A 21,293-nucleotide genomic window follows, 5' to 3' on the forward strand; every position below is an offset into this window, starting at 1 on the left:
ATGAACGGTCAAACATTTCGAAATAGCCGACTGACTTTGCGATTAAGTCAGGCCGACATCAAAGATGAACTCAACCGCAGACTCGGCCGAAGCTATGATAAACCCAAGATTAGCCGCTGGGAAAACGATAAAGAACCGATCCCGGATGATGTCGCCGAGGTGATACGTAATATGGCTGGCGCAGTTCAAGATTCTGCAAGAATACTTGTGCTGGCAAACCAAAAAGGCGGCGTTGGGAAAACAACGTCTTCGCTCAATCTTGCATACGCGTTGTCATCACTGGGAGGACGCGTTCTTCTCATTGATATGGATCCCCAAGCAACAGCTACAGCCGGAATACTCGCTGGCGCCAGTGTTGAACTTTATCATCAGGGCAAAACGACAGCCCACCTCATTCTCGGTGGGAAACCTCTCTCTGAAATCGTGGTTGCGGCAGGCACGCTACCAGACGGACGCGAACTGCCCTTCGATTTCATCGCCAGCCATATTGACCTAGCTGAAACGGACGGCCGGAGAGAGCCCGGTTTTGACGCCGCGCTACGGGAAGCCATTGATCCTGTCCGTGAGGACTACGACTGGATCGTGATCGATGCACCTCCCAATCTCGGCATGCTTACATGGATGAGCCTTGCTGCTGCCGATGACGCAATTGTCCCTGTGAGAACCGAGCCTTACGACACAATGGGCGTTGGCCTGATTATCGGCACAATTGGCAAGATCCAGCGTCGTCTGAATCCAGGACTTCGACTTCTTGGTATTTTACCGACGCAATATAACGCACGCAAATCTGTGGACCGTGAAGTCCTTCAACACTTATGTTCCATGATGAAAGATCGCGCCCCAGTTCTGGAACCCGTGCCTTCAAGCGCTGTGTACGGTCATGCTGCACGCGCAGGCAGGATTGCGTTGGAGTCCTCTTCTTCAGCGGCCGCAACGGCACCGTACCTTCGGCTGGCACAAGCACTCCAAACGAAGACAGATTTTCCGCTTGCAGATATCGAACAGCCTGAAGGTAATGCGTGATGGCAACCCGACGCAAAACAAAAGCCCCATCTCCTATTCTTGGCGTAGCCGCTGGGCTCATTGACGACGCCAGCAACAGTTTTGTTCGCCAGGACGGCAAATTTCGACATACATTCGAAATTCCTTTGACAGAAGTAGCGCCAGATCCGGACCAACCACGAAAAAGTTTTGACGACGAGAGTATCGCAGCACTGGCAGAAACAATGGTCGCTGAAGGACAGCTTCAGCCCATTCTCGTACGTCGTGTCACGAACTCACAATCCGACAAACGGTGGGTCATAGTCGCGGGCGAACGCCGTTGGCGAGCCGCGCAACATGCTGGCTGGTCCAGCATGCTTGCAATTGAACACGACGGTGATGCTGAAGTCGCAGCGCTCATTGAGAACCTTCAGAGAGTGGACCTAAACCCTCTGGAAGAAGCAACCGGCATCCAACGACTGATTGAAAAAAGAGGCTGGAACCAGAGCCAGGCAGGTGAAGTTCTTGGAAAAAGTCGCGGCGAAATTAGCTCTATCCTGAAAATCCTGACGCTCCCAACCGATATCCTTGAAGAGTTGACGTCAGAGCGAGGTGTGGCACGAAATACCCTTGTGGAACTCGCAAGAGTCCCGGATCCTGTGAGACAACAAGAACTCATTGAACAAGCCAGAACCGGACAACTCACAGTAAAAGCTATTCGACTGGGTCGAGCTGACCTCGAACGGCCGGAATCCGCACCGACCCGCAAACCTTCCGGATTTACGTTTACATCCGTAGACAGGATGGCCCAGCGTCTAAGTGAAGTCCGTGCCCAACAACTCCCGCTTAATTCGGAAGACCGTGAACGCTTGCGAAGGCTCCGGGCCGAGATTGATCAGGTGCTCGGTGACGAAAATACGTAACACTGACGAGAGAATCATTGACCCTGGTTGTATTAACCGGTTTGTTTGCATTCGGAACATCGCGCACAAAAGGCAGGGCTGGGGTAGATAATGGCTAGCAACGAAGCTGACCTGTTTGTCGACTCCCTAATAGGGGCTCCGTTAAAGGATGACAGAGCCCTTATGGAATATCCGTTCTTCAGCATCCAGAAGCAACCGCGCATGGAGCCTCTGGTATATGACGACGGGAAAATACAAATTACCATAGAACCTGGCCCAAAAGGGCTTGCGACGATTTGGGATAAAGACATACTTCTTTATGTCGTCTCTCTTATCAATGAACGCATTGAGCGAGGGATGACTGTCGACCATACAGTCCGCTTCGCTGCGCATGATCTCCTGCGCGTCACCGGTCGAGGAACAGGTAAGCGCAGCTACGACCTTTTGCTCGATGCGCTTCATCGTCTGAGATCTACGAACATCATGACAACAATCGAATCTGCAGACGAACGCGACCGGCGCGGGTTTGGCTGGATAGAGACATGGCGCGTAGTCGAGCGGAAAACATCGACTGGACGTAAAATTATGGCAGCCATTGAAATTACGCTCAATGACTGGATGTTTCGTGCCCTCGTCAAGGAACGCAGGGTGCTGACAATTAACCCCACTTATTTTAGTCTCGATAGTGGGTTGGGTCGCCGTATTTATGAGATCGGACGAAAGCATCTTGGTAACCAAGAAATATGGAAAATTAGTCTAGATAAACTCGCCAAGAAAATCGGTACTACACGCGAATTACGATTTTTCAAAAGAGATCTTCTCAAAATTATAGGCGATGACGTTATCCCCGATTATCAGCTATCCCTCGAAGTAGGTCCAAGGGGAGGGCGTCCCGTAGTGATTTTTGAACATCGAGAATCACAATCTTAGCGATAAAATATGAGCAGGACATGTGCGCGATGTTCCGAACCATGAGACGCTGTCGCGTTTGTTTTCCTGGGCGGCTGTGAAGCGCAAAATACCCAAGATATCAAGCCTGCTAGTTATCGGATGCCATAACTTGTCATCGCCTAAGGAATCAAACGCACGGACGTCCGAACGCCAGAGACCTACCTTAAACGTGCGCGATGTTCCGAATTCATGGCGTTTTGGCAGAGACTGCGCCTCATCAACACCTTGGGCAACTATCGGCGTGAACTTGATAACCGAATTAGCAAGGTGAAGATCGTTAATGTGCGCGATATTCCGAAATTTTCTCTTTCTTATATCCATTCCCAAAAATTGGAGGCCTGTTGCAGTTGTTCTTGACGGTCGCAAGGTATGCCTTCTGCCCTGTCGACGATGATTACTCCCATTATTCACAGCAACGCGATTCTCGTTCGGAATATCACGCACGTCTTATCGGAACATCGCGCACATCCCAACGGAATATCGCGCACGTTTTCTTTCGGAATATCGCGCACGCCTTATCGGAACATCGCGCACAGAAATAGCGCCTAACCAAATGATATTAAACGCGCTTTTCATCCTTTAACTTTTTAACAGTTTAAAAATAACCTTCTAACTCGACCGTTGGGGATAAGTCTGCGTTCCTTGCATTCCATCTTCAGTTCGCGCTAAGACGCATTATCTTTCGGTATGTAAGCAGCAGCTTTCCCTCCCCCTTGAAGAAGCAGCTTATTCGACGTTGAATTAACGTCGCAATCTCTGCAACTACACCAATCAAGAAACACCCTTTTAGGGATATGATTTAGATTCGAGAATCCAAAAGCTAATAAACCGAGAATAAAAAGCTATAATAGAACTATAAGCCAGTATGTAAAAGCACCAGATCGACCAGCACGCCGCAAGGGGTAGCTCCTCCCCGTGCTCGGCGTCTGCGTCGCCTGCGCGCGGGTCCGGTGCTGCCGCTACGCGGCACCCTTGCCCCGCACTGCCCGACCCGGTCGCAATAAGAGCTGAAGGAAAGAGTAATCAGGCGACACAACCTGATTAGCACGCCCGTTCCTGACATCCCGAAAACCTGACCCGGAAACATCCCGGCCTGCAGAAGCAGTGCCGGGCTCCGGCGTTTGTACGGAGCACGGCCATGTCGTTCCAGCTCAACCTCTTCGGCACAACCGCTCTCGCAGATACCCAGAACGACCTTTTCTGGGGCGAACTTGAAGGCGAAGACGGCGCGTCCCCCGTCCCGCCCGCCACACCGGCCGCAATGGTCCTTCCCAAGATCGACTTTCATATGGTGGCCGACCGAGGCCTCGCTGACACCTGGAAACAGCGGGCCCGTGACAATGCACTGGCAATCGAACTGCTCAAGGAGATCGAAGAAGCAGACCGAAACGCCTCGTCCCCCGAACAGATCGTCCTCTCACGCTTCATCGGCTTTGGAGCAGGAGAACTGGCGAACAACCTATTTCCATCCGGAAGCAATAGCGCCCGCCCGGGCTGGGAAGAGATTGGCGAGGCGATCCATGTCTCCACGACAGACATTGAGAGGGCAGGACTGAAGCGCGCGACACAATATGCGCATTTTACCCCTGAACTGATCGTGCACGCACTCTGGAACAAAGTGCTGCAGATGGGCTTCAGAGGCGGTTCCGTGCTTGAACCCGGCTGCGGGACCGGTCTTTTCATCGCGGCCCGACCGGAAAGGCTCGAGGGACGCATCGCCTTTACCGGGATCGAGAATGATCCGATTACGGCAAGGATCGCACGCAGGCTCTATCCGAACCAGTGGATCCGCCGCGAGGATTTCACGACAGTGAAGCTCGCAGACGGGTATGACCTTGCGATCGGTAATCCACCCTTTTCCAATCGCACCGTGCGTGGCCCGGAAGGTCTGGGACGGCTTGGCCTGAGCCTGCATGATTTTTTCATCGCCCGATCCATCGAAGCACTCCGCCCGGGCGGCATCGCAATGTTCGTGACGTCCCGCCATACGCTGGACAAGACGGACAGCACCGCGCGCCGGACCATCGCCGAGATGGCTGACCTCGTGGGGGCGGTCCGGCTCCCCGCCGGGGCAATGCGCGATGACGCCGGCACGGACGTGGTGGTGGACGTACTGGTGTTACGCAAGCGCATGATCGGCGACATGGCCGATGACGAGACCTGGCTGGAAACCGACGCCCTTACGGATAGCGACCAGGGTAACGGTCCACTCCTCGTCAATCGCTACTTTCTCGACCATCCGGAGCAGGTGCTTGGCCATCACGGCTGGACCACCACCCAGTTCGGTCCCGATTACACATGCGACGCGCGTGCCGACGGCAGGCTCGATGTGATGTTGCCCGGGGCCCTGAGCCGGATCGGGCAGGACGTGCGCTTTCCGGAACCCCTGGACCAGCGTATTGTCCGGCCGGTGGGAGCCGGTGTGCTGGTCGGCACGGCTGCCGATGGCGCCCAACTGAAAGAGGGCTCCTACTTCGTCACGAAAGGCGTCCTGCAGCAGATCTGCGACGGACAGGCCACCACGGTCGCCATCAGGAAGGGGGATCAGAAGGATGGCCTCTTCCAGAAGCATGCCCGGATCATTACCGCGCTGATACCCGTCCGGGATGCGGCACGCGCGGTCCTGCGGGCGCAGATGGAGAACCTGCCCTATGGACGCCTGCAAGGTGACCTGAAGCGTGCCTATTTCAGCTTTGTCCGACAGTTCGGCCCGATCAACCTGATGAATGTGACGGTCCGAATCGATCCGGAAACCGGGGTCGAAAACGAAACCCAGCGGCGACCGAACCTTACGCCATTTTACGATGATCCCGACGTCTGGCTGGTCTCGTCCATCGAGGAATACGACGAGGCGACACAGAAAGGCCGGATGGGACCAATTTTCTCGGAACGGGTCATTCATGCGCCTGTCGAACCCGAGATCCATTCCGCCCACGACGCCCTGGCCGTCTGCCTGCATGAAACAGGCGGCGTGGAAATGCCGCGGATCGCGGAACTCATGGGACAGTCCGAAGCCGAGGTCGCGGCCGCGCTGGGGGATGCGGTCTATCTCGATCCGGTACGGAGCGTGGATGGTCGCGATATCTGGGTCACGGCTGATGAAATGCTCTCCGGCGCCGTGCGTACCAAGCTGGAAGAGGCACGCGATGCGGCCCGGATCGATGGGCGCTACGCCCGGAACGTCACGGCGCTGGAAGCTGTCCAGCCAGCCGATCTGCGTCCGTCGGAGATCACCGCGCGCCTTGGCGCTCCGTGGTTGCCGGTCAGCGACATCATCGCGTTTACCGCCGAGGTGCTCGGGGTCGAAACGGTCATCTATCACGCGCCTGCTGTCGCCTGCTGGACCGTGGAGAAACGGGCATTCATGGGCAAGGCCGAGGCAACGTCAGTCTGGGGAACGGAACGGCGACATGCCGGCGAACTGCTGGAAGATGCCCTGACGCAGGCATCGCCAAAAATATGGGATGTCTGGCGTGATGGCGATGGCAATGAGCACCGCGAACTGAACACACAGGAGACGGAAGCCGCAAAGGAAAAACTGGCAGCGATCAGGCGTGCGTTCGAGACATGGGTCTGGCAGGATGGCGATCGGGCCGAGCGGCTGGTCCGGCTGTACAATGATACTTACAACAACCTGGTTGCACGCGCGTTTGATGGCTCCCATCTGCGCCTGCCCGGTGCAAGCACCACGATCAGCCTGCGCCCCCACCAGAAACGGGTCATCTGGCGGATCATCGCCGCGGGCGGCACGTATATCGCGCACGCGGTCGGCTCCGGAAAGACGTTCTCGATGGTTGCGGCTGTCATGGAGCAGAAGCGGCTTGGCCTGATCAGCAAGGCGATGATCGCCGTCCCCGGTCACTGCCTCGCCCAGATGGCTCGCGAATTCCTCATGCTCTACCCGACCGCACGGATCCTCGTCGCCGACGAGACGAACTTCGTGAAGGCAAAGCGCCAGCGGTTCCTCGCGCGGGCCGCGACCGGAAACTGGGATGCGATCATCATCACGCATGATGCATTCAGGTTCATCCCGGTGGAGGGGAATTTCGAGCGCCAGATGATCGAGGCGCAGATCGCGTCTTACGAGGAAGTGCTGGAAAGCGTCGACGCGTCAGACCGTCTGTCGCGCAAGCGGGTCGAGAGCATGAAGGAGAAGATGCAGGCGAAGCTGGAAGGCCTTTCCGCTCGCAAGGACGATCTCGTGCATCTGGGCGAGATCGGTATCGACCAGATCCTCGTCGATGAAGCGCAGCAGTTCCGGAAGCTGAGTTTTGCAACCAACCAGTCCGACCTCAAGGGGGTCGATCCGAACGGCTCGCAGCGGGCCTGGGATCTCTTCGTGAAGACGCGCTATCTGGCGGCAAAAAATCCGGAACGTCCGCTGATCATGGCGTCCGGCTCCCCGATCACCAATACGCTCGCCGAAATGTGGACGGTCAGCCGCTATATGGATCTTGAGGCGCTGCAGAAGCGCTACCTGCATGAATTCGATGCCTGGGCAGCCAATTTCGGCGAAACCCGTACCGAACTGGAACTGCAGCCAAGCGGGCTTTACAAGCCGGTCACGCGCTTCACCGAGTTCGTCAACGTCGCCGACCTCATGGCGATGTATCGCGACTTCGCGGATGTCGTGCAGCACGATGACCTGCGCCAGTACGTGACTCTGCCAGCAATCCGGGGCGGGCGTCGCGAGATTATTGTCGCGCCGACAAACGATAACTTCAGGGCCTACCAGAAGACGCTGGCGGCCCGCATCAACGCCATCGAAGCGCGCCAGGGGCGTCCCCAGAAGGGCGACGACATCCTCCTGTCCGTCATCACGGATGCCCGTCATGCCGCGATCGACCTGCGCTTCGTCGCCCCTCTCGCCGCGAATGACGATACATCGAAGCTGAACCTGATGATCGGGAACGTGTTCCGGATCTGGCAGGAGACATCGGAAAGCCGTTACAGCGATCCTGAAACCGGTCGGCCGTACGACCTGCCGGGGGCGGTGCAGATGATCTTTTCGGATCTGGGCACCGAGAGCGCGATGGAGACACGCGGTTTTTCCGCCTATACGTGGATCCGCGATGAACTGATCCGACTGGGCGTGCCGCGCGCGGAAATCGCGTTCATGCAGCACTACAGGAAGAGTGCGGCGAAGCAGAAGCTGTTCGGTGATCTCAATGCCGGCCGCAAGCGGATCCTGATTGGCTCGACGGCGACCATGGGCACCGGCGTCAACGCCCAGCAGCGCCTCAAGGCCCTGCACCATCTCGACGTGCCGTGGCTGGTCTCCGACATCATCCAGCGCGAGGGTCGCATCGAGCGGCAGGGCAACCAGCACGCGGAAATCGAACTCTACGCCTATGCCCAGCAGGGTTCTGTTGACGCGACCAACTGGCAGCTCCTCGAGCGCAAGCAGCGCTTTATTGGACTTGCGATGTCAGGTGACCGTTCCATCCGCCGGATTGAGGACATTGGCGGGGAAGGGGGAAATCAGTTCGCCATGGCCAAGGCGCTCGCCTCAGGCGATGCCCGGCTGATGCACAAAGCCGGGCTGGAGGCCGATCTTGCGCGGCTCGAGAGACTGGCGGCCGCCCATTATGACGACCAGTTCGCCGTAAAACGTGCCATCGACCGGGCCGAGCGTGAGATTGCGGGCGCGGAGCGCCAGATCCCGCTCATCGAAGCGGATATTGCCAGCCGTCAGCCCACGAAGGGGGATGCGTTCGTATTGCGCAGGGACAAGGGGGATGTCAGCGAACGTGAGAAGGCCGGATCATGGCTCCTGTCCCAGGTCCGCCTGGCGGCGAAGAACGGTGAGGCAGGGGTCTGGAACCTCGGACGCATCGGTGGGTTCGCCGTCATGTGCGAAGCTGGGCCAGGCCGTCGCGTGCGCGGCGAAAAGCGCGCGGTCGACGTGACGCTGTTTGTGGAAGCGCGCTCAGGTCGCATTGAGATCGCCGTCGAGGACGACACGAAGGGCCTTGGGCTGACGTCGCGTCTCGAGCATGCGCTGCTTCGGATCGATGACGCGCTCCGTGACGCAATCCGGATGCGGGAGGAAGCGCAGCGTCGCCTGCCATCATACCGCGCCCGTCTGGGCCTGCCGTTCGCGGAACAGGCGATGCTTGATGAAAAGCGCGCCGAGCTGAAAGCGCTGGAAGACGATCTGGCGGCGACCGCGACCGATGAAGACCCGGCGCATGACGACACCGAGGACAGGGAGAAGGAAGAAGAGGCGGCAGCCTGAGAAGGGCTGCCATCTCCGGCCAGGCGCCGCAAGGGGTGGCGCCTCCCCGTGCTCGGCGTCTGCGCCGCCTGCGCGCGGGTCCGGTGCCGCCGCTGCGCGGCGCCCTTGCCCCGCCAGCCCGGTGCTGGCCGCCGGAGTGCATCAGGAAAGGCGTCCTGAGAACACGGAGTAAAAACCATGGAACTGCGCGAAGTTGATCCGAAAACCCTGCTCGACAACCCCGAAAACCCGCGGAAATCCGCGCCCAACGAGGCGGAAGAGCGCCAGCTGGCGCTGAACGTCAAGGCCGTCGGGATCATCCACCCGCCTCTGGTCCGCGAAACTCCTGACGGCCTGATGATCGTTGCGGGGCATCGCCGCCGGCGTGCCGCGGTCAAGGCCGGGCTGAAAACCATTCAGGTGACGGTGGCAGGCGATGATGCGGAACTGGACCGGATGCGTGCCGCGTCGGAGAACATGATCCGTCAGCCCATGACCCAGGTTGAACAGTGGCGGGTTGTCGCCAGGCTCCGGGAGGAAAAAAAGTGGAATGACACCGCGATCTGCAAGGCGCTGATGCTCACACCGGTGCAGTTGAAGCAGATCGGCCGCCTGTCTGCCATCCTGCCCGAGATTCTGGCGTGGATCGAGGCGGGCAAGGGGCCTGGCAATCGTGAACTGGCGAGCATCGCCCTTGCGTCCACCGCGCTGCAGGAACAGGTCTGGGGCCATTTCGGGTTTCCGGTTGGCGCGGCGCCGCCCGAGGATGTCGAAGCCTGCGAAGATGAGGGCGAGCAACTGCCCGACGGAAATTGGGAACCCGGTGCTGCCATCCCCGATTGGGACCGGATTGCGTCAGCCCTGCGGCAGGACCGTTTTTATGCAATCGAGGCCTCGTTTGATGACGCCATTGCAAAAAGCTGCCGGATCGCCTGGCAGGAGGATCTGTTCGGTGAAGCCGGGAAGGACGGCCGTTATACCGATGACGGCTTCGCCTATGAGAAGGCGCAGCGCCAGTGGCTGGGTCAGAACACGCCTGAAGACGCACTGATCCTGCAGAGCGACGAGAACGGCGAGCCGGTCTTCGAACCCGGCATGGTCCGGATCTACTGGCAGCGCGAGGGCGCCACGAAATTCTTCTGGCTCGATCATCGCCTGAAGGTTCGCGAGGGCTGGTGCGTCCTGCCGGGCAGCGAGGCGGCAGGCCGCGTGACGCCGTCCGCCGTCATTGAAGCCCTGCCCGAAGGGCCACGGGAACGGCCCGATATCTCGGGGCGTGGTTTTGACATGATCGGCAGTTTCCGCACCCAGGCGCTGCATGCCGCATTGGACGGCATGCGGGGTTCTGCCGATCCATGGGTCCTGGTCGGGCTGATGATCGCGGCCCTTAACGCGCAGAATATCCGGGTGGACGGGGATTCCAACGCGCACTACCCGCAGCGCCGTCCGTCACGCCGGCTCGTGGCTGCCGCCGGACTGTTCCAGGATGGCGAGATGGCGCTGGACGAGGCGCTCCTGCGTGGCGCTGCTGTCGACGTGCTCAAAGCCGTGCTGTCCTGCGAAAAGAACGCGACGAATAGCGGCGACTGGGGTGTCCTGGTCGGCCATATCGTGAAAGCGGACGACCATCTGCCCGCCATGGCGGATGAAGACTTCCTGAAAACGCTCAGCAAGCCCGGCATCACGAAGGCCATAAAGGCGGAAGGTATCCTGCCGCGCAATACCGGCAAGGAAATGCGCCGCGCCCTGATGGACCATGTCGGGCAGGGGATCTGGGTGCATCCTGCAGCGCGTTTCCAGGTCGATGTCGCAGCGCTGAACGCCACCTTCGCGGAAGCGCTCGCCTCGCCATCCGAAGCGGATGACGATGATGGGGAACTGGCGCATGACGACGAGACCGAGTTGGAAGACGACGCGGATGCCGGTGCGCGGACTGGTGGCCCGGGAACCGATGATCCTGCCGCGACGGGCATTGAGCTCGATAAAGTGGCTGGTACCCCCCCAGACCTGGCGGCAGATCAAGAGGATGACGTGCCGCACGGCAGGGCGGAAAGTCCGGCTCCGCTATCGCAGACACCCGAAGAATTCCTCAGGACGCATGTTGAGTTTGTAGGCTTCAGCTGAGCGAGGCTGTTGCCGCCGTACGGCTCTGGCTCACGGCCCGTCGCCCCAGTGGTGACGTCGGGCGGTGAGCCAGCAACGGACTCAGGCAGGACGTCGACCGGGAAATTCTGCGATGCGCCCTAACCGGGCTTATCCAGAACGTCAGGTTACGCGTTCACCTGCGTCGGCGAAGGAGAACCGTGATGACCCATGAATCCGTGACGGAAAAGCGTCTGATCGGCAGGTATGTGGTTGAACTGGGTTTCCGCCCGGATGGTGGGGTTTTGATCCGGACGCCTGAAATCTATCCGCCTACGGCCCGCCGATGGCGGGGACCCTATGAGAGCGTGGAGGCGGCAGTAGTCGAATTTTCCGCTTTCACGGCGGTTCCCAGAGTCACGTCGGCCGAGCTGGCCCGGCTGAGAGAGCGTGGCTCTGTCGCCGAAATCTGCGGAAAGGACGTGATGGTGTGGCACTGCCCATGGCGGGAAGCCACGACACTGAGCGAATTTGTCCTGGTAAGGGAGGACGGCAATGCCTGATTTTCGTGTCACACTGGTTGAGCGCCTGTTTGAAGCGGATGCCGGCGATTTCAGGGTCACGGCGACGGACGCTGAGGCTGCTGCGCGGATCGTCCTCGATGCCGTCCCCGACAGTGTGGACTCTGACGGGATCCGGACCACCATTCTGCCTGACGGTCAGGAAGTGGACCTTGAGGTCGAGGAAGTCGTCCATGGCGAGATCGTGGCCATGGTCCACGATGCGGGAACCGGCGTGCTGCAGGGACAGTTTGGGTTTTCCCTTGTTTTCAGCCCGGGCCGAGAGGCCGCCGCCGTTCTCGCCAGAGTGATGGATCGTGTCCTTGCGGATGACGGTGAGCGGGACACCCATGCAGCCTGCGTGGTGCTGCGCCGGTATCTGCACGAATACCTGAACGCGGACGCATAGGAAGAGCAGGAAGACACAGGAAAAATATGCCCGAAGGGCCATCGCGCCTCAAACGGTGGCTCTTGTCCCGCTCCGCGGGCCTGCGATGCCGGCGCGCGCGCCGCGTTTGACCCGCGATACCCCGTCGGACCGCCAGAAGACATTCAGACAAGGAGAATGTCCATGGCGACCGCAAGCCTGTCATCCCACCAAGGAACTGTCGCGCCGGAGCCCGGAGAGATACCTGATCTGGCGCGTTATGATCACGTCATCGTCGCCTGTTCCTTTGGCAAGGATTCCCTCGCCAGTACGCTGCACCTGCTCGAAAAGGGCGTGGCGCCGCAGCGCATCGAGTGGTGGCACCATCGTGTGGACGATGACGGGGACGTTTTTGACTGGCCGCATGTGCCCGATTACGGGCGGCATCTGGCTGCGGCCCTTGGCGTCAGGCTGTATTTCTCCGCGCGCCAGGGTGGGATCGTGCGGGAAATGCTGCGCGAGAATGCGCCGACCGCACCGGTCTGGTTCGATACCCCGACAGGGCGGGTCACTGTCGGTGGCAAGGGACCGCCCAATACGCGACGCCGCTTCCCGCAGGTTTCGGCGAACCTGTCGGTCCGCTGGTGTTCCCCATACGCCAAGATCATGGTTGCGGATGGCGCCCTGCGGAACCAGGCGCGCTTCAGTCATGCCCGGACCCTGTTTGTAACCGGAGAACGCGCGGCGGAGTCCGCGAACCGTGCCCGTTACGCTGTCTTTGAGCGGCACCGGGCAGACTGTCGTGATGGTCGGATCCGACGGCATATCGATCACTGGCGGCCGGTACATGCCTGGAGTGAAGCGGCTGTCTGGCAGATCCTGCGTCGGCATGGCGTGATTCCGCCGCTTCCCTATCAGCTCGGGTTTGGCCGCCTGTCCTGCCTGACATGTGTATTCATGTCTGCCGATCAGGCTGCGACGCTGCGTCACATGGACCCGGATCGGTTCGCCCGGCTGTGTGAGTGGGAACGCGCATTTGGCTGCACCATCCGACGCGACCGGGACCTCGGCACGCTAGCCAGGGGCGGCACGGTCTACGGCCCCGTGCGCCAGCACCCGGGTCTGGTGCGCCGCGCGCTCTGCCACCGCTGGCGTGGCCGTGTCCTCACATCCCCCGAACAATGGGTCCTGCCCGCTGGCGCATTCGGCGAGAGCGCCGGGCCGGTCTGACCCGCCTCATCCTTAAGCAGGGAGAAACCCGATGTTAGCGCCTTTCCAGATCCGGAAATTCCTCGACCTGAGCACCGGCCACCTCCCCCTGTCGGACCGTGGACACCTTGAGAGATATGCAAGGTCAGGTGGTTCCTTTGGGCTCACCTGCCTGTCCGGCCCGCACGGATGGTTTGTCCATGTCCCGCTTATGTGGACGGCCTTTACGATGCAAGAGGTCACATTGATTGCATTGTCGTATCTTTCTTCTGCGTATTTTCGCTCCAGCGAAATGCACTGATACTGTCATGATGTGGAGATCCGGTCAGATGCGCCCTTATGTCCGGCCTGTTTATGCGAAATCCTTCGCTGGCCATCATGGGTGTTCGCTTGCGTGTCAGGCACCAATCTGGATCTCGTGCTCAATGGCACATGGGGACATTCGGTATTGCCTGAACTGCTTCTGATTACAGTCTTTCCCATCACGCGGTCAGTGCATACTGCCGGATCTACCGGAGCTTATTCCGGTATCCATCATCCTGGTGGTACATGTCAGACTATAGCGACACTGCGACCGGCCGGACGATAGATCTCTTTGCGCGACAACAAAACCCAGATGATCCGGGCCAGCTTGTTGGCTAACGCCACGGTTGCCAGACGGCCCGGGCGACGTTCCAGAAGCTTGCAAAGCCATACTCCCGCAGCGCTATCCCATTTCTGTGCGCGGTAAAGCATGGATGTTGCGCCCAGAACGAGCATCTTTCTTATTTCCCGGTTGCCCGTTTTGGTAATTCTGCCCAATCGGGTTTTTCCGCCCGATGAATGCTGGCGCGGTACGAGACCAAGCCAGGCTGCGAAGTGCCGGGCCGTATCGAAGGCCCCAATATCGGTAACAGACGCGACAATCAGGGAGGCGGTTACCGGACCAATGCCCGGGATGGTCAAAAGACGGCGAGCATCTTCATCCTGTTTGGCATGTGTCCGGATACCTCCTTCCAGGTTTTCTATGCTTTCGTTCAGTCGACCATACTGTTCAAAGAGCAGCATGGTTGTCTGTTTCAGGGCATCAGGCAGATTGGATGAGGTTTCGATTTTCGCCAGAAGTTCGGGGAGACGGGCATTTCCAAGGGGAACAATCAAACCGAATTCCGCTGCAAGTGCACGCAACGCATTCACCAGCATCGTTTGCTGTTTGACCAGAAGGGTACGAGTTGAGTGCAGCGATAACAGGCTTTGCTGCTCCCGATTTTTAATCGGGACGAAGCGCGTGTCGGGATGGATCGCGGCAAGACAAATCGCGGCGGCATCAACAGCATCGTTTTTCTTGCCACGTTTGACAAATGGTTTGACCATTTCAGGGGGAATGAGTTTTACCTCATGACCGGTGTCACGGATGACACGAGCCCAGTGATGCGACGTGCTACAGGCTTCGAGTACGACCAGGCAGCGCTCCAGCTTTTCAAAGAATGAGATAACTTCACTCCGCCCGAGTTTCTTCTTGAGCAGACATTTTCCGCTTGCGTCCGTGCCATGCACTTGAAAAACAGACTTGGCGATATCCAGGCCGATTATGGTAACTTTCATCCGGGCGGTCTCCTCTGAATGGTCTTCCGACCTCATCATGGCACATTGATGTCGCATGGAGGCCGTCCACCCCATCTGGACCCATACTCCCATGATTGGCCGGGGTCGCGGTCACTGCGGGCCATTCTTGCCCTGGCCCGGAATCACGACTGTGATTACGTCCTGTTTGATGCGGACGGCCCGGTCGATGCCTCGCTTCGTTTCTTTGATGACGATGAAGATGAATGATCGGCAACGGCATCGGTGGGCACTTCGGGCCAGATGCGCCAGTTTTCATTTCTTGAGGCGGGATACTTCGGTGTCCCGCCTTTTTTGTGTCCTCGCAAGGGGCTCACACAAAGGAATACTGCCATGAAACTTCATTTTGACCACGCCTTGGTGGCGCGTCTTCTCGCTCATGCGCAAGCCGCGAGCGAACATTCCCCTACCTATGATCAGCTTGTTGACCCGGTCTTTCTCAAGGCTGGCGTGTCGTCGCGCCATCCGACCGGTGCGGATGTCGACCGTACCAAGATACCGGCAGGCCTGATGCTGGTTGGCGATCATGGGGTGTACCTGATGTCGAATGGTTATCCGGGCTTCAGTGACGCTGAGGGTCAGGCGAACCTTGTCGCCTATGCTGTCGAAGCGGACCCGCGCACATGTCCTGACGACTGGTACGATGTCAAACGCGCGTCATTTGGCGGCGACGATGGCGCGGAATTTCTTTCCGCCGATACCATCCGCAAGGCACTGGAGGCGACTGCGGGCAGTCGTTTGTGGATTGATGTCACGCCCGCGCAGATCAGTTGCCCCTATCTGGCATCCCCGAAAACACCCTGACGCGAACAAGCATACGGCGGATATCACGAAGACTATTATTTATTAGCGTAAGCAAAAATGTAGGTAACGGGCGAGGTCTGGGCGTAAAAAATAATAAAAATCATGGCAAATACGATCGGAAACGCCATGCTTAACAAGACTATAGTAAGGACTTTCCTGTCATTGTTCTGATTACGACATGGTTTTCAACGTCCGGCCCGCTTCATTTCCGATAACGAGTGCGGGTATGTGCCCGTGCCTGAGCAACTGAGGGAACTCGCCATGACTGAGAACTTCGAACGAAGCTTTGCGGAGCATGCAGAGCGGTTACTTCGCCATGAAAGAGCATGCAATGAAGCTTCAGCGCAAAATCGCAGGATCATCTTTGAAACGCTTTCGGTATCCAGGATTACAGCCGTTACAGTGTCGTTTGACGGTGAAGGAGATAGCGGCCAGATCGAGGAGATTGCTGTTGTGCCTGAAGGGGAGGATTCACGGCTCGACGTCCTTGTCGATGCGGTGACGGCGAGGTGGACTGATTGCGAGATTGTCTCGGAACGTACTCCCCTGCGGGATGTCATCGAACAGGTCTGTTACGCCGCACTGGCCGAGACCAACGGTGGTTGGGAAAACAATGAGGGTGCTTTTGGCGACTTCAGGTTTGACGTGGCCAACAGAACGCTGACGCTCGAATTTAACGGACGATATATGTCCACTGAATATTCCGAGCATAGCTGGACAGAGGAGGCCTGAAATGGCGCATAGTTATTATCATGCTCTCTCGTCGGTGCGGCAGTGGGGAGGTACGGCTGATGACTTCCTGCCTATCCATGCCTGGTTCGACGAATCAAAATTGATTTCGGCCGATTTTCGGCATCGTGCGCTGAGACATCACGCGGAAGGTATCTTCCTCGCTGAGAGACTTTTTGGCGTTGTGCTGACAATTTCCACCGGGCGGGTTGTTCCGGTGCGGCTGATCGCCGAGCAGCATATGCGCGAGGACTTTGGATTTATTCCGAGTTTCGTTGATTGGCTGAAGGAAATCCGCCCCCAGCCCTGGATGGGACGGGCGCAGCCCATTCATCGAAGCCTCGATCCCGCTTATGGCAAACTTTCAGAATAACAGAAGACTTCTGGAATACTGGCCGTGACGTCGCCCGTACGCAACTCCACGCGATTGATGACACCCTGGCGCAGATCCAGAGACGGAATTTCTACCAGCTAATCGCCCGGATTAGCCACACCGGGCCCTATTATCACGAATTTACAATGATCGTCACTGTGACACGTAAAAGTCAGACCGGTTTCGAAATGACAGAAGACGCCGCGCAGATACTCTCTGATGTCATGCGTGATCTTGTACGATGGTTGTATCGCTCTCTCGAAACAGCATGGGATTACAAATCTTCCGATGACGCCGTCGATGACGCCATTCGCATCAATGAATATACGGCGTAGCTTTGAGAGGGTCCATTAGGACATGCATGTGAACCGTGTTTGCAAGCAGAGAAACAGAAACTTTTACAAATATAAAATATAGTATTTTTTAATAATACTCCGAGATGTGTGTATAAATCAAGATAATATAAAATAATTATAATAAATAAAAAACAAATATAGGGAGGATCGGCACCACAGTCCAGCCTGTCGCGCAAGGGGTGGCTCCTCGCCGTGCGCGATGGCTGCGCCATCTGTGCGCGGCTCCGGTGCCGCCGCGGTGCGGCGCCCTTGCCCGCCAGTCTGCCCTGCGGTCGCCGGAAGGGGTCGAAACCCCCGAAAAAAGGATCTGGAAATGGCACAGAACCGCATTGCGCCGCCGTCCCGCACCGCCGTCGAAATCGCCAAATTCGTCGTCATCGTGCTCCTCTGGACGGCCTCCATGGTCACTTTCCTCCTGCTGCCCGACGTCTTCCTCGATCCGTGCACGGGCATCATCGATTTCAGGTGACACCACCCTCGCCATCCGCTGTCCATCCGCGCCGCCCTTCGGGGCGGCGTCTGTATTTTCTGGAGACTGATCATGGCCAGGACCGAACGTACCGACATCCACCAGTCCGTCACTGACCGCATCATCCGCGAACTTGAAGCGGGAACCGTGCCATGGGTCTGCCCGTGGAGCCGCACGAAATGCGGCATTGCCCTGCCGCGTAATGCCGCGACCGACCGGGCCTATTCCGGGATCAACATCCTGATGCTGTGGGGTTCGGTAGAGATGCAGGGGTTTTGTACCCAGAAATGGCTGACGTTCCGCCAGGCGCATGCGCAGGGCGGCAATGTCAGGAAAGGCGAGAAGGGAACGACGGTATTTTATGCCGACCGTTTCACGCCAAAATCGGAAGCAGGTTCCGACGAGCCACGCCAGATCCCGTTTCTAAAGCGGTTTACGGTGTTCAATGTTGACCAGTGCGAGAACCTGCCGGAGAGCATGGTCGCGCCGACCGCGCCGTTGCCGGAACGCGAAATCGTGCCGCACGCGGAAGCGCTGATGACCGAAACCGGGGCGGACATTCGCGTCGGTGGTGACAGGGCATTTTATGCCCCGGATGCGGACTTCATCCGGGTTCCGCCCCAGCAGTCCTATTTCAACCAGATCGACTGGTACCGAACCGTCTTTCACGAGATCGGGCATTGGACCGGGGCCGAAAGCCGGCTGTCGCGCACCTTTGGCAGGCGGTTTGGTGACCATGCCTACGCGGCCGAGGAACTCGTCGCAGAGATGACATCAGCTTTCGTATGCGCGGAACTGCAGATCGAGCCGACGGTCCGCCATGCGGATTACATCGGGAACTGGCTGGAACTGCTGAAGGCCGACAAGCGCGCCATTTTCACCGCAGCGAGCGCTGCTTCAGCCGCGGCCCAATACATTTTCAGCTCATCGACACGTCAGCCATCCGTCGAGGACGTGGCTTCTGCCGCCTGAAACCCAACCCTGAAAATATATGCGCCCGCAAGGGCGCGCTGAGTGATGGAGTTCATCATGCCAGTCTTTGCCCTGATTGCCACTCCCGCCGTGCGCATCCGTTCCGACGGCTGCACCATCCTTAAGGCGCTGCCGATGGAACACCTTGGTGCACGGGGGATGACAGAAGCCCGGACGCTCGCGGAAATCTCGAGTGCCGTAACGCTTTACGGTGAGAGGATCGCCGGCGCGCATCCCGGGCGCTCGTTTTCCATCAGTGTGCATATCCGTCGGGGCGATCGTAAGCCACGTGGCTTTGATGCGGCTTACCGCACTGGCGCCCTGGGGACCGACAGATGGGTTCTCATGGTCGATAACGACGCTGATGGCGCGCGGATCCTGCATGGACGATCCGCAGCCGAAACCGGAAACATGGCGTCCTGCAAAGGAGACGTGGCATGATCCGCCAGTATTATACGTCTCCATTTCAGGTCGGTAATAACCCGCTCCGGGTCGGGACCATTGCCAGTGGAACCATCTTCCGTCTGCCGGCTCCTGTTTCGGGACGTCCCTATCGGACCCGGCCGTGGATCGTGGAATGCTTTCTGAACGGCGCGATGGGGGCGGCTGCGCTGAACCCCGTCACCGGTCTCTGGAAAGACCGTTATATGCGAGGCCGCTCGGATCTGGTCGTTTTGCGCAGCCTCGCCAATGCCCGCCGTGTGACCGTGGCAGTGCGCTATCTGGAAAGGATGAACGAAGAGGGCCTGGGCGATGGGCATTATCCGGATCTGCCGGATGTGAGCCGCTTTCATAACGGCTATCGATGCCGGAGCCAGGTGTCATGACGGCGGGGCTGATCCTGTGCGAGCGGCTTCGGATCCCGCCTTTCGACCCGGCTGTCCTGAAACCCACCCAATGGGCGACGGCCCAGCAAAAGGCAAAGCTTGGTAATGCGATCCTGCGGTTCATCGCACTCGGAATGCCTGCAGAAAAATTTACCCCGGCCCTGTATAACCGGCTGAGCAATATGTTCGGATTTATCGCGCATTATAATCGGACCGGCTTCGCGCAGACATGGTTCGACAATGCAGCCACACGGCGCGATTTCCTCGATCAGGTTGCGCGATATCCCTGCTGGGGCGACCCGACTTTTGTCTGGTCGGATGTAGAGAAGGAAATCGGGCAGCGCGTCCGGGAAAACCTGCTGGTCAAGGCATGGACGACCCGTGCCCGCGAGGAACAGGTTGCGCGCGAGAAAGCGGAGCTGGCCCGTCTGCAGGCAAAGCATGGCGGAAAAGCGACGTCGGCGGATGCACCCGTGGCCACCGTGCAACTCGGGCTGCTCTAGCCCTGGGCCATGTGCCAGGAGCCATGCCCGTCGAGGCACCTGCCCAGGAACGCGAGTGCGGCACGCGGATATTTCCGGATTTCCAGAACGCTGCCGGTGGGTACCTCCATGTGGTAGGCGCCGATCCGGGTGGCGCAATGCGGCTGGCCGCGCAGGAATTTTATGCCCCTGCCGGTGCGAACTGCCTGCCGTGGACCAAAAACGCCGACAACGTGACGGCCACCGAGGTAAATATCGGCGTTGAACTGGCGCCACAGCGGTGCCCGGACATCCTGCTCGTCGACTTCGACCTGCACGGTGCAGCAGTCATTCCATGCATCTGGCGTGCCATCCACGCCATACAGGGTCTGGCAGATCTGGCGGATCGCCTGCTCATGTTCGGGCAGGAAGGACCAGCCGATTTCCTTGCCGAGAAAACGTCCCCTGTAACGCCGGGCCTGGATTGCCAGTTCGGGATGAAAGTCGGCCTTCAGGGTGATGCGTCCTTCCGACGCAGTAATCACGGCCATGATGAACTCCCAATGTAGAGACAGGGAAATTCTAGGACGACTATCGTAATTGTACAAGAATAAATGACACGATTATGAGCGAAATAGAAAAATAAAACAGAAATCGAAATTCAAAAGCATGACCTCGGCCCCTGCCGGGTCTCTGACCTGGTTTTTGCGGTCTGAAGCGGTCGTCGTCGGGCGCAACCCCCAGGCCTGCGGTCGGGACGGCACCGTGAAGCCGCATGCGCGGCTTCCGCACCACTGCCGCCCCGAGAGGTTGCGCCCGCCGCCTGTGGCCCGCTTCCGCGCGACCGCACCAGGTCAAAGATCCGGCAGGGGCCGGAGACGACCAGGAAGGAAAAAAGGAACAAGACCATGAGCCAGTCAGTCAATCGCGCCATCATCATCGGTCACCTGGGCCGGGATCCGGATCTTGCCGCACGTAGGGAAGGGGAGGGCAAAATCGCATCCTTCGGCGTGGCGACAAGTGAAACCTGGACCGATCGCGCCAGCGGTGAGCGCCGGGAAAAAACCCAGTGGCACCGTGTCGTCTCTTTCAACGATCACCTTTCGGCCGTGATCGAACGTCGGTGCCAGAAGGGAACGCTGGTCTATGTCGAAGGCCATCTCGAGACACGCAAATGGACCGACCAGCAGGGACAGGACCGTTATGTGACCGAGATCATCATTGATCGGTTTGATGGAAACCTGAAGGTGCTGGCCAATGGTCGAAGCACGGGCGATGGACGTTTTGATGAAGAGCGTCCCTCGCGGAGCGCTGCACAGCGCCCCGTTCCTGCCGCAACTTCCAACGCGCAGGACGTGGATGACGAAATTCCGTTTTAGGCCGCTTGTCGTTCCGGGTCGTCAACGACCCGGAGCGTTGTGCCCGTTCAGG

The 21,293-nt window shown here is 58.6% G+C and carries 22 protein-coding genes; 20 read left to right on the plus strand and 2 right to left on the minus strand.

Annotated features, from left to right (window positions below):
- The 9 genes from GLX_RS14550 to GLX_RS19425 all read left to right on the plus strand — a co-directional run bounded on the left by GLX_RS14550 (nt 1) and on the right by GLX_RS19425 (nt 13,570).
- The gene (locus GLX_RS14550; protein ID WP_014106763.1) at nt 1–1,023 is read left to right on the plus strand and encodes a ParA family protein; all 1,023 of its coding nucleotides are present in this window, start codon (nt 1–3) and stop codon (nt 1,021–1,023) included.
- Nucleotides 1,023–1,904 (plus strand): ParB/RepB/Spo0J family partition protein, encoded by an 882-nt coding sequence (locus tag GLX_RS14555; protein ID WP_010511481.1) that lies wholly within the window; start codon nt 1,023–1,025, stop codon nt 1,902–1,904. Before GLX_RS14550 ends, GLX_RS14555 begins: the two co-directional genes overlap by 1 nt.
- A 162-nt stretch (nt 1,905–2,066) precedes the next feature.
- Nucleotides 2,067–2,813, plus strand: coding sequence for a replication initiator protein A (locus GLX_RS14560; RefSeq protein WP_231850461.1), 747 nt, complete (start codon nt 2,067–2,069; stop codon nt 2,811–2,813).
- Between the two features lie 1,159 nt (nt 2,814–3,972).
- Entirely contained in the window at nt 3,973–9,072 is a 5,100-nt protein-coding gene (locus GLX_RS14565) for a lactate dehydrogenase (protein ID WP_014106764.1), read from the plus strand.
- A gap of 177 nt (nt 9,073–9,249) precedes the next feature.
- On the plus strand, nt 9,250–11,175 hold the full coding sequence (locus GLX_RS14570) for a ParB/RepB/Spo0J family partition protein (protein WP_014106765.1): 1,926 nt from the start codon (nt 9,250–9,252) through the stop codon (nt 11,173–11,175).
- Nucleotides 11,176–11,357: 182 nt separating this feature from the next.
- Nucleotides 11,358–11,696, plus strand: coding sequence for a hypothetical protein (locus GLX_RS14575; protein ID WP_014106766.1), 339 nt, complete (start codon nt 11,358–11,360; stop codon nt 11,694–11,696).
- On the plus strand, nt 11,689–12,102 hold the full coding sequence (locus GLX_RS14580) for a hypothetical protein (RefSeq protein ID WP_014106767.1): 414 nt from the start codon (nt 11,689–11,691) through the stop codon (nt 12,100–12,102). Before GLX_RS14575 ends, GLX_RS14580 begins: the two co-directional genes overlap by 8 nt.
- A gap of 156 nt (nt 12,103–12,258) precedes the next feature.
- A complete protein-coding gene (locus GLX_RS14585) occupies nt 12,259–13,290 on the plus strand; it encodes a phosphoadenosine phosphosulfate reductase domain-containing protein (protein ID WP_014106768.1) in 1,032 nt (343 codons plus the stop codon).
- A 31-nt stretch (nt 13,291–13,321) separates the two neighbouring features.
- On the plus strand, nt 13,322–13,570 hold the full coding sequence (locus tag GLX_RS19425) for a DUF5983 family protein (RefSeq protein ID WP_019087509.1): 249 nt from the start codon (nt 13,322–13,324) through the stop codon (nt 13,568–13,570).
- A 251-nt stretch (nt 13,571–13,821) separates the two neighbouring features.
- On the opposite strand, the gene GLX_RS14595 is transcribed toward GLX_RS19425, so the two are convergent.
- Nucleotides 13,822–14,853, minus strand: a complete 1,032-nt coding sequence (locus GLX_RS14595) for an IS110 family RNA-guided transposase (RefSeq protein WP_014106769.1) — start codon at nt 14,851–14,853, stop codon at nt 13,822–13,824.
- Nucleotides 14,854–14,871: 18 nt separating this feature from the next.
- Between GLX_RS14595 and GLX_RS19430 the strand changes: the two genes are divergently transcribed.
- The 10 genes from GLX_RS19430 to GLX_RS14640 all read left to right on the plus strand — a co-directional run bounded on the left by GLX_RS19430 (nt 14,872) and on the right by GLX_RS14640 (nt 19,904).
- Nucleotides 14,872–15,081 carry a DUF5983 family protein gene (locus GLX_RS19430; RefSeq protein ID WP_444699932.1) on the plus strand — a complete coding sequence of 70 codons (210 nt, stop codon included), beginning with the start codon at nt 14,872–14,874 and terminating at the stop codon, nt 15,079–15,081.
- Nucleotides 15,082–15,204: 123 nt separating this feature from the next.
- Complete coding sequence (locus tag GLX_RS14605; protein ID WP_023524165.1) at nt 15,205–15,675, plus strand: DUF3085 domain-containing protein; 471 nt, start codon at nt 15,205–15,207, stop codon at nt 15,673–15,675.
- Between the two features lie 261 nt (nt 15,676–15,936).
- Nucleotides 15,937–16,407, plus strand: a complete 471-nt coding sequence (locus GLX_RS14610; protein ID WP_014106771.1) for a DUF6878 family protein — start codon at nt 15,937–15,939, stop codon at nt 16,405–16,407.
- A gap of 1 nt (nt 16,408) precedes the next feature.
- Entirely contained in the window at nt 16,409–16,777 is a 369-nt protein-coding gene (locus GLX_RS14615; RefSeq protein ID WP_014106772.1) for a DUF6915 family protein, read from the plus strand.
- Nucleotides 16,778–16,965: 188 nt separating this feature from the next.
- Nucleotides 16,966–17,112, plus strand: a complete 147-nt coding sequence (locus GLX_RS19050; RefSeq protein WP_231850462.1) for a hypothetical protein — start codon at nt 16,966–16,968, stop codon at nt 17,110–17,112.
- 334 nt (nt 17,113–17,446) lie between these two features.
- The gene (locus GLX_RS18655; RefSeq protein ID WP_023524163.1) at nt 17,447–17,602 is read left to right on the plus strand and encodes a hypothetical protein; all 156 of its coding nucleotides are present in this window, start codon (nt 17,447–17,449) and stop codon (nt 17,600–17,602) included.
- 72 nt (nt 17,603–17,674) lie between these two features.
- On the plus strand, nt 17,675–18,574 hold the full coding sequence (locus GLX_RS14625) for an ArdC family protein (RefSeq protein WP_014106773.1): 900 nt from the start codon (nt 17,675–17,677) through the stop codon (nt 18,572–18,574).
- A 57-nt stretch (nt 18,575–18,631) separates the two neighbouring features.
- Nucleotides 18,632–19,015, plus strand: a complete 384-nt coding sequence (locus tag GLX_RS14630) for a hypothetical protein (protein WP_231850463.1) — start codon at nt 18,632–18,634, stop codon at nt 19,013–19,015.
- Nucleotides 19,012–19,401, plus strand: coding sequence for a hypothetical protein (locus GLX_RS14635; RefSeq protein WP_014106775.1), 390 nt, complete (start codon nt 19,012–19,014; stop codon nt 19,399–19,401). The genes GLX_RS14630 and GLX_RS14635 overlap by 4 nt, the downstream gene beginning before the upstream one ends.
- Nucleotides 19,398–19,904, plus strand: coding sequence for a hypothetical protein (locus GLX_RS14640; RefSeq protein ID WP_014106776.1), 507 nt, complete (start codon nt 19,398–19,400; stop codon nt 19,902–19,904). The genes GLX_RS14635 and GLX_RS14640 overlap by 4 nt, the downstream gene beginning before the upstream one ends.
- On the opposite strand, the gene GLX_RS14645 is transcribed toward GLX_RS14640, so the two are convergent.
- Entirely contained in the window at nt 19,901–20,413 is a 513-nt protein-coding gene (locus tag GLX_RS14645; RefSeq protein ID WP_014106777.1) for a hypothetical protein, read from the minus strand. The two genes, GLX_RS14640 and GLX_RS14645, sit on opposite strands and share 4 nt — an antisense overlap.
- Nucleotides 20,414–20,770: 357 nt before the next feature.
- Between GLX_RS14645 and ssb the strand changes: the two genes are divergently transcribed.
- Nucleotides 20,771–21,241, plus strand: coding sequence for a single-stranded DNA-binding protein (gene ssb / locus GLX_RS14650; RefSeq protein WP_014106778.1), 471 nt, complete (start codon nt 20,771–20,773; stop codon nt 21,239–21,241).
- The last annotated feature ends 52 nt before the right edge of the window (nt 21,242–21,293 follow it).

This window comes from Komagataeibacter medellinensis NBRC 3288 (genome assembly GCF_000182745.2).
GTDB lineage: Bacteria > Pseudomonadota > Alphaproteobacteria > Acetobacterales > Acetobacteraceae > Komagataeibacter > Komagataeibacter medellinensis.

Excerpts from the sequence above, each read along its gene's own strand:
- GLX_RS14605 (WP_023524165.1), top strand. The coding sequence starts at position 15,205 with ATGAAACTTCATTTTGACCACGCCTTGGTGGCGCGTCTTCTCGCTCAT.
- GLX_RS14580 (WP_014106767.1), top strand. The coding sequence starts at position 11,689 with ATGCCTGATTTTCGTGTCACACTGGTTGAGCGCCTGTTTGAAGCGGAT.
- GLX_RS14625 (WP_014106773.1), top strand. The coding sequence starts at position 17,675 with ATGGCCAGGACCGAACGTACCGACATCCACCAGTCCGTCACTGACCGC.
- GLX_RS19430 (WP_444699932.1), top strand. The coding sequence starts at position 14,872 with ATGGTCTTCCGACCTCATCATGGCACATTGATGTCGCATGGAGGCCGT.
- GLX_RS14565 (WP_014106764.1), top strand. The coding sequence starts at position 3,973 with ATGTCGTTCCAGCTCAACCTCTTCGGCACAACCGCTCTCGCAGATACC.
- GLX_RS14560 (WP_231850461.1), top strand. The coding sequence starts at position 2,067 with ATGGAATATCCGTTCTTCAGCATCCAGAAGCAACCGCGCATGGAGCCT.
- GLX_RS14640 (WP_014106776.1), top strand. The coding sequence starts at position 19,398 with ATGACGGCGGGGCTGATCCTGTGCGAGCGGCTTCGGATCCCGCCTTTC.
- GLX_RS14645 (WP_014106777.1), bottom strand. The coding sequence starts at position 20,413 with ATGGCCGTGATTACTGCGTCGGAAGGACGCATCACCCTGAAGGCCGAC.
- GLX_RS14555 (WP_010511481.1), top strand. The coding sequence starts at position 1,023 with ATGGCAACCCGACGCAAAACAAAAGCCCCATCTCCTATTCTTGGCGTA.
- GLX_RS19050 (WP_231850462.1), top strand. The coding sequence starts at position 16,966 with ATGACAGAAGACGCCGCGCAGATACTCTCTGATGTCATGCGTGATCTT.
- GLX_RS14550 (WP_014106763.1), top strand. The coding sequence starts at position 1 with ATGAACGGTCAAACATTTCGAAATAGCCGACTGACTTTGCGATTAAGT.
- GLX_RS14615 (WP_014106772.1), top strand. The coding sequence starts at position 16,409 with ATGGCGCATAGTTATTATCATGCTCTCTCGTCGGTGCGGCAGTGGGGA.
- GLX_RS14630 (WP_231850463.1), top strand. The coding sequence starts at position 18,632 with ATGCCAGTCTTTGCCCTGATTGCCACTCCCGCCGTGCGCATCCGTTCC.
- ssb (WP_014106778.1), top strand. The coding sequence starts at position 20,771 with ATGAGCCAGTCAGTCAATCGCGCCATCATCATCGGTCACCTGGGCCGG.
- GLX_RS14570 (WP_014106765.1), top strand. The coding sequence starts at position 9,250 with ATGGAACTGCGCGAAGTTGATCCGAAAACCCTGCTCGACAACCCCGAA.
- GLX_RS14610 (WP_014106771.1), top strand. The coding sequence starts at position 15,937 with ATGACTGAGAACTTCGAACGAAGCTTTGCGGAGCATGCAGAGCGGTTA.
- GLX_RS19425 (WP_019087509.1), top strand. The coding sequence starts at position 13,322 with ATGTTAGCGCCTTTCCAGATCCGGAAATTCCTCGACCTGAGCACCGGC.
- GLX_RS14595 (WP_014106769.1), bottom strand. The coding sequence starts at position 14,853 with ATGAAAGTTACCATAATCGGCCTGGATATCGCCAAGTCTGTTTTTCAA.
- GLX_RS14575 (WP_014106766.1), top strand. The coding sequence starts at position 11,358 with ATGACCCATGAATCCGTGACGGAAAAGCGTCTGATCGGCAGGTATGTG.
- GLX_RS14585 (WP_014106768.1), top strand. The coding sequence starts at position 12,259 with ATGTCCATGGCGACCGCAAGCCTGTCATCCCACCAAGGAACTGTCGCG.
- GLX_RS14635 (WP_014106775.1), top strand. The coding sequence starts at position 19,012 with ATGATCCGCCAGTATTATACGTCTCCATTTCAGGTCGGTAATAACCCG.
- GLX_RS18655 (WP_023524163.1), top strand. The coding sequence starts at position 17,447 with ATGGCACAGAACCGCATTGCGCCGCCGTCCCGCACCGCCGTCGAAATC.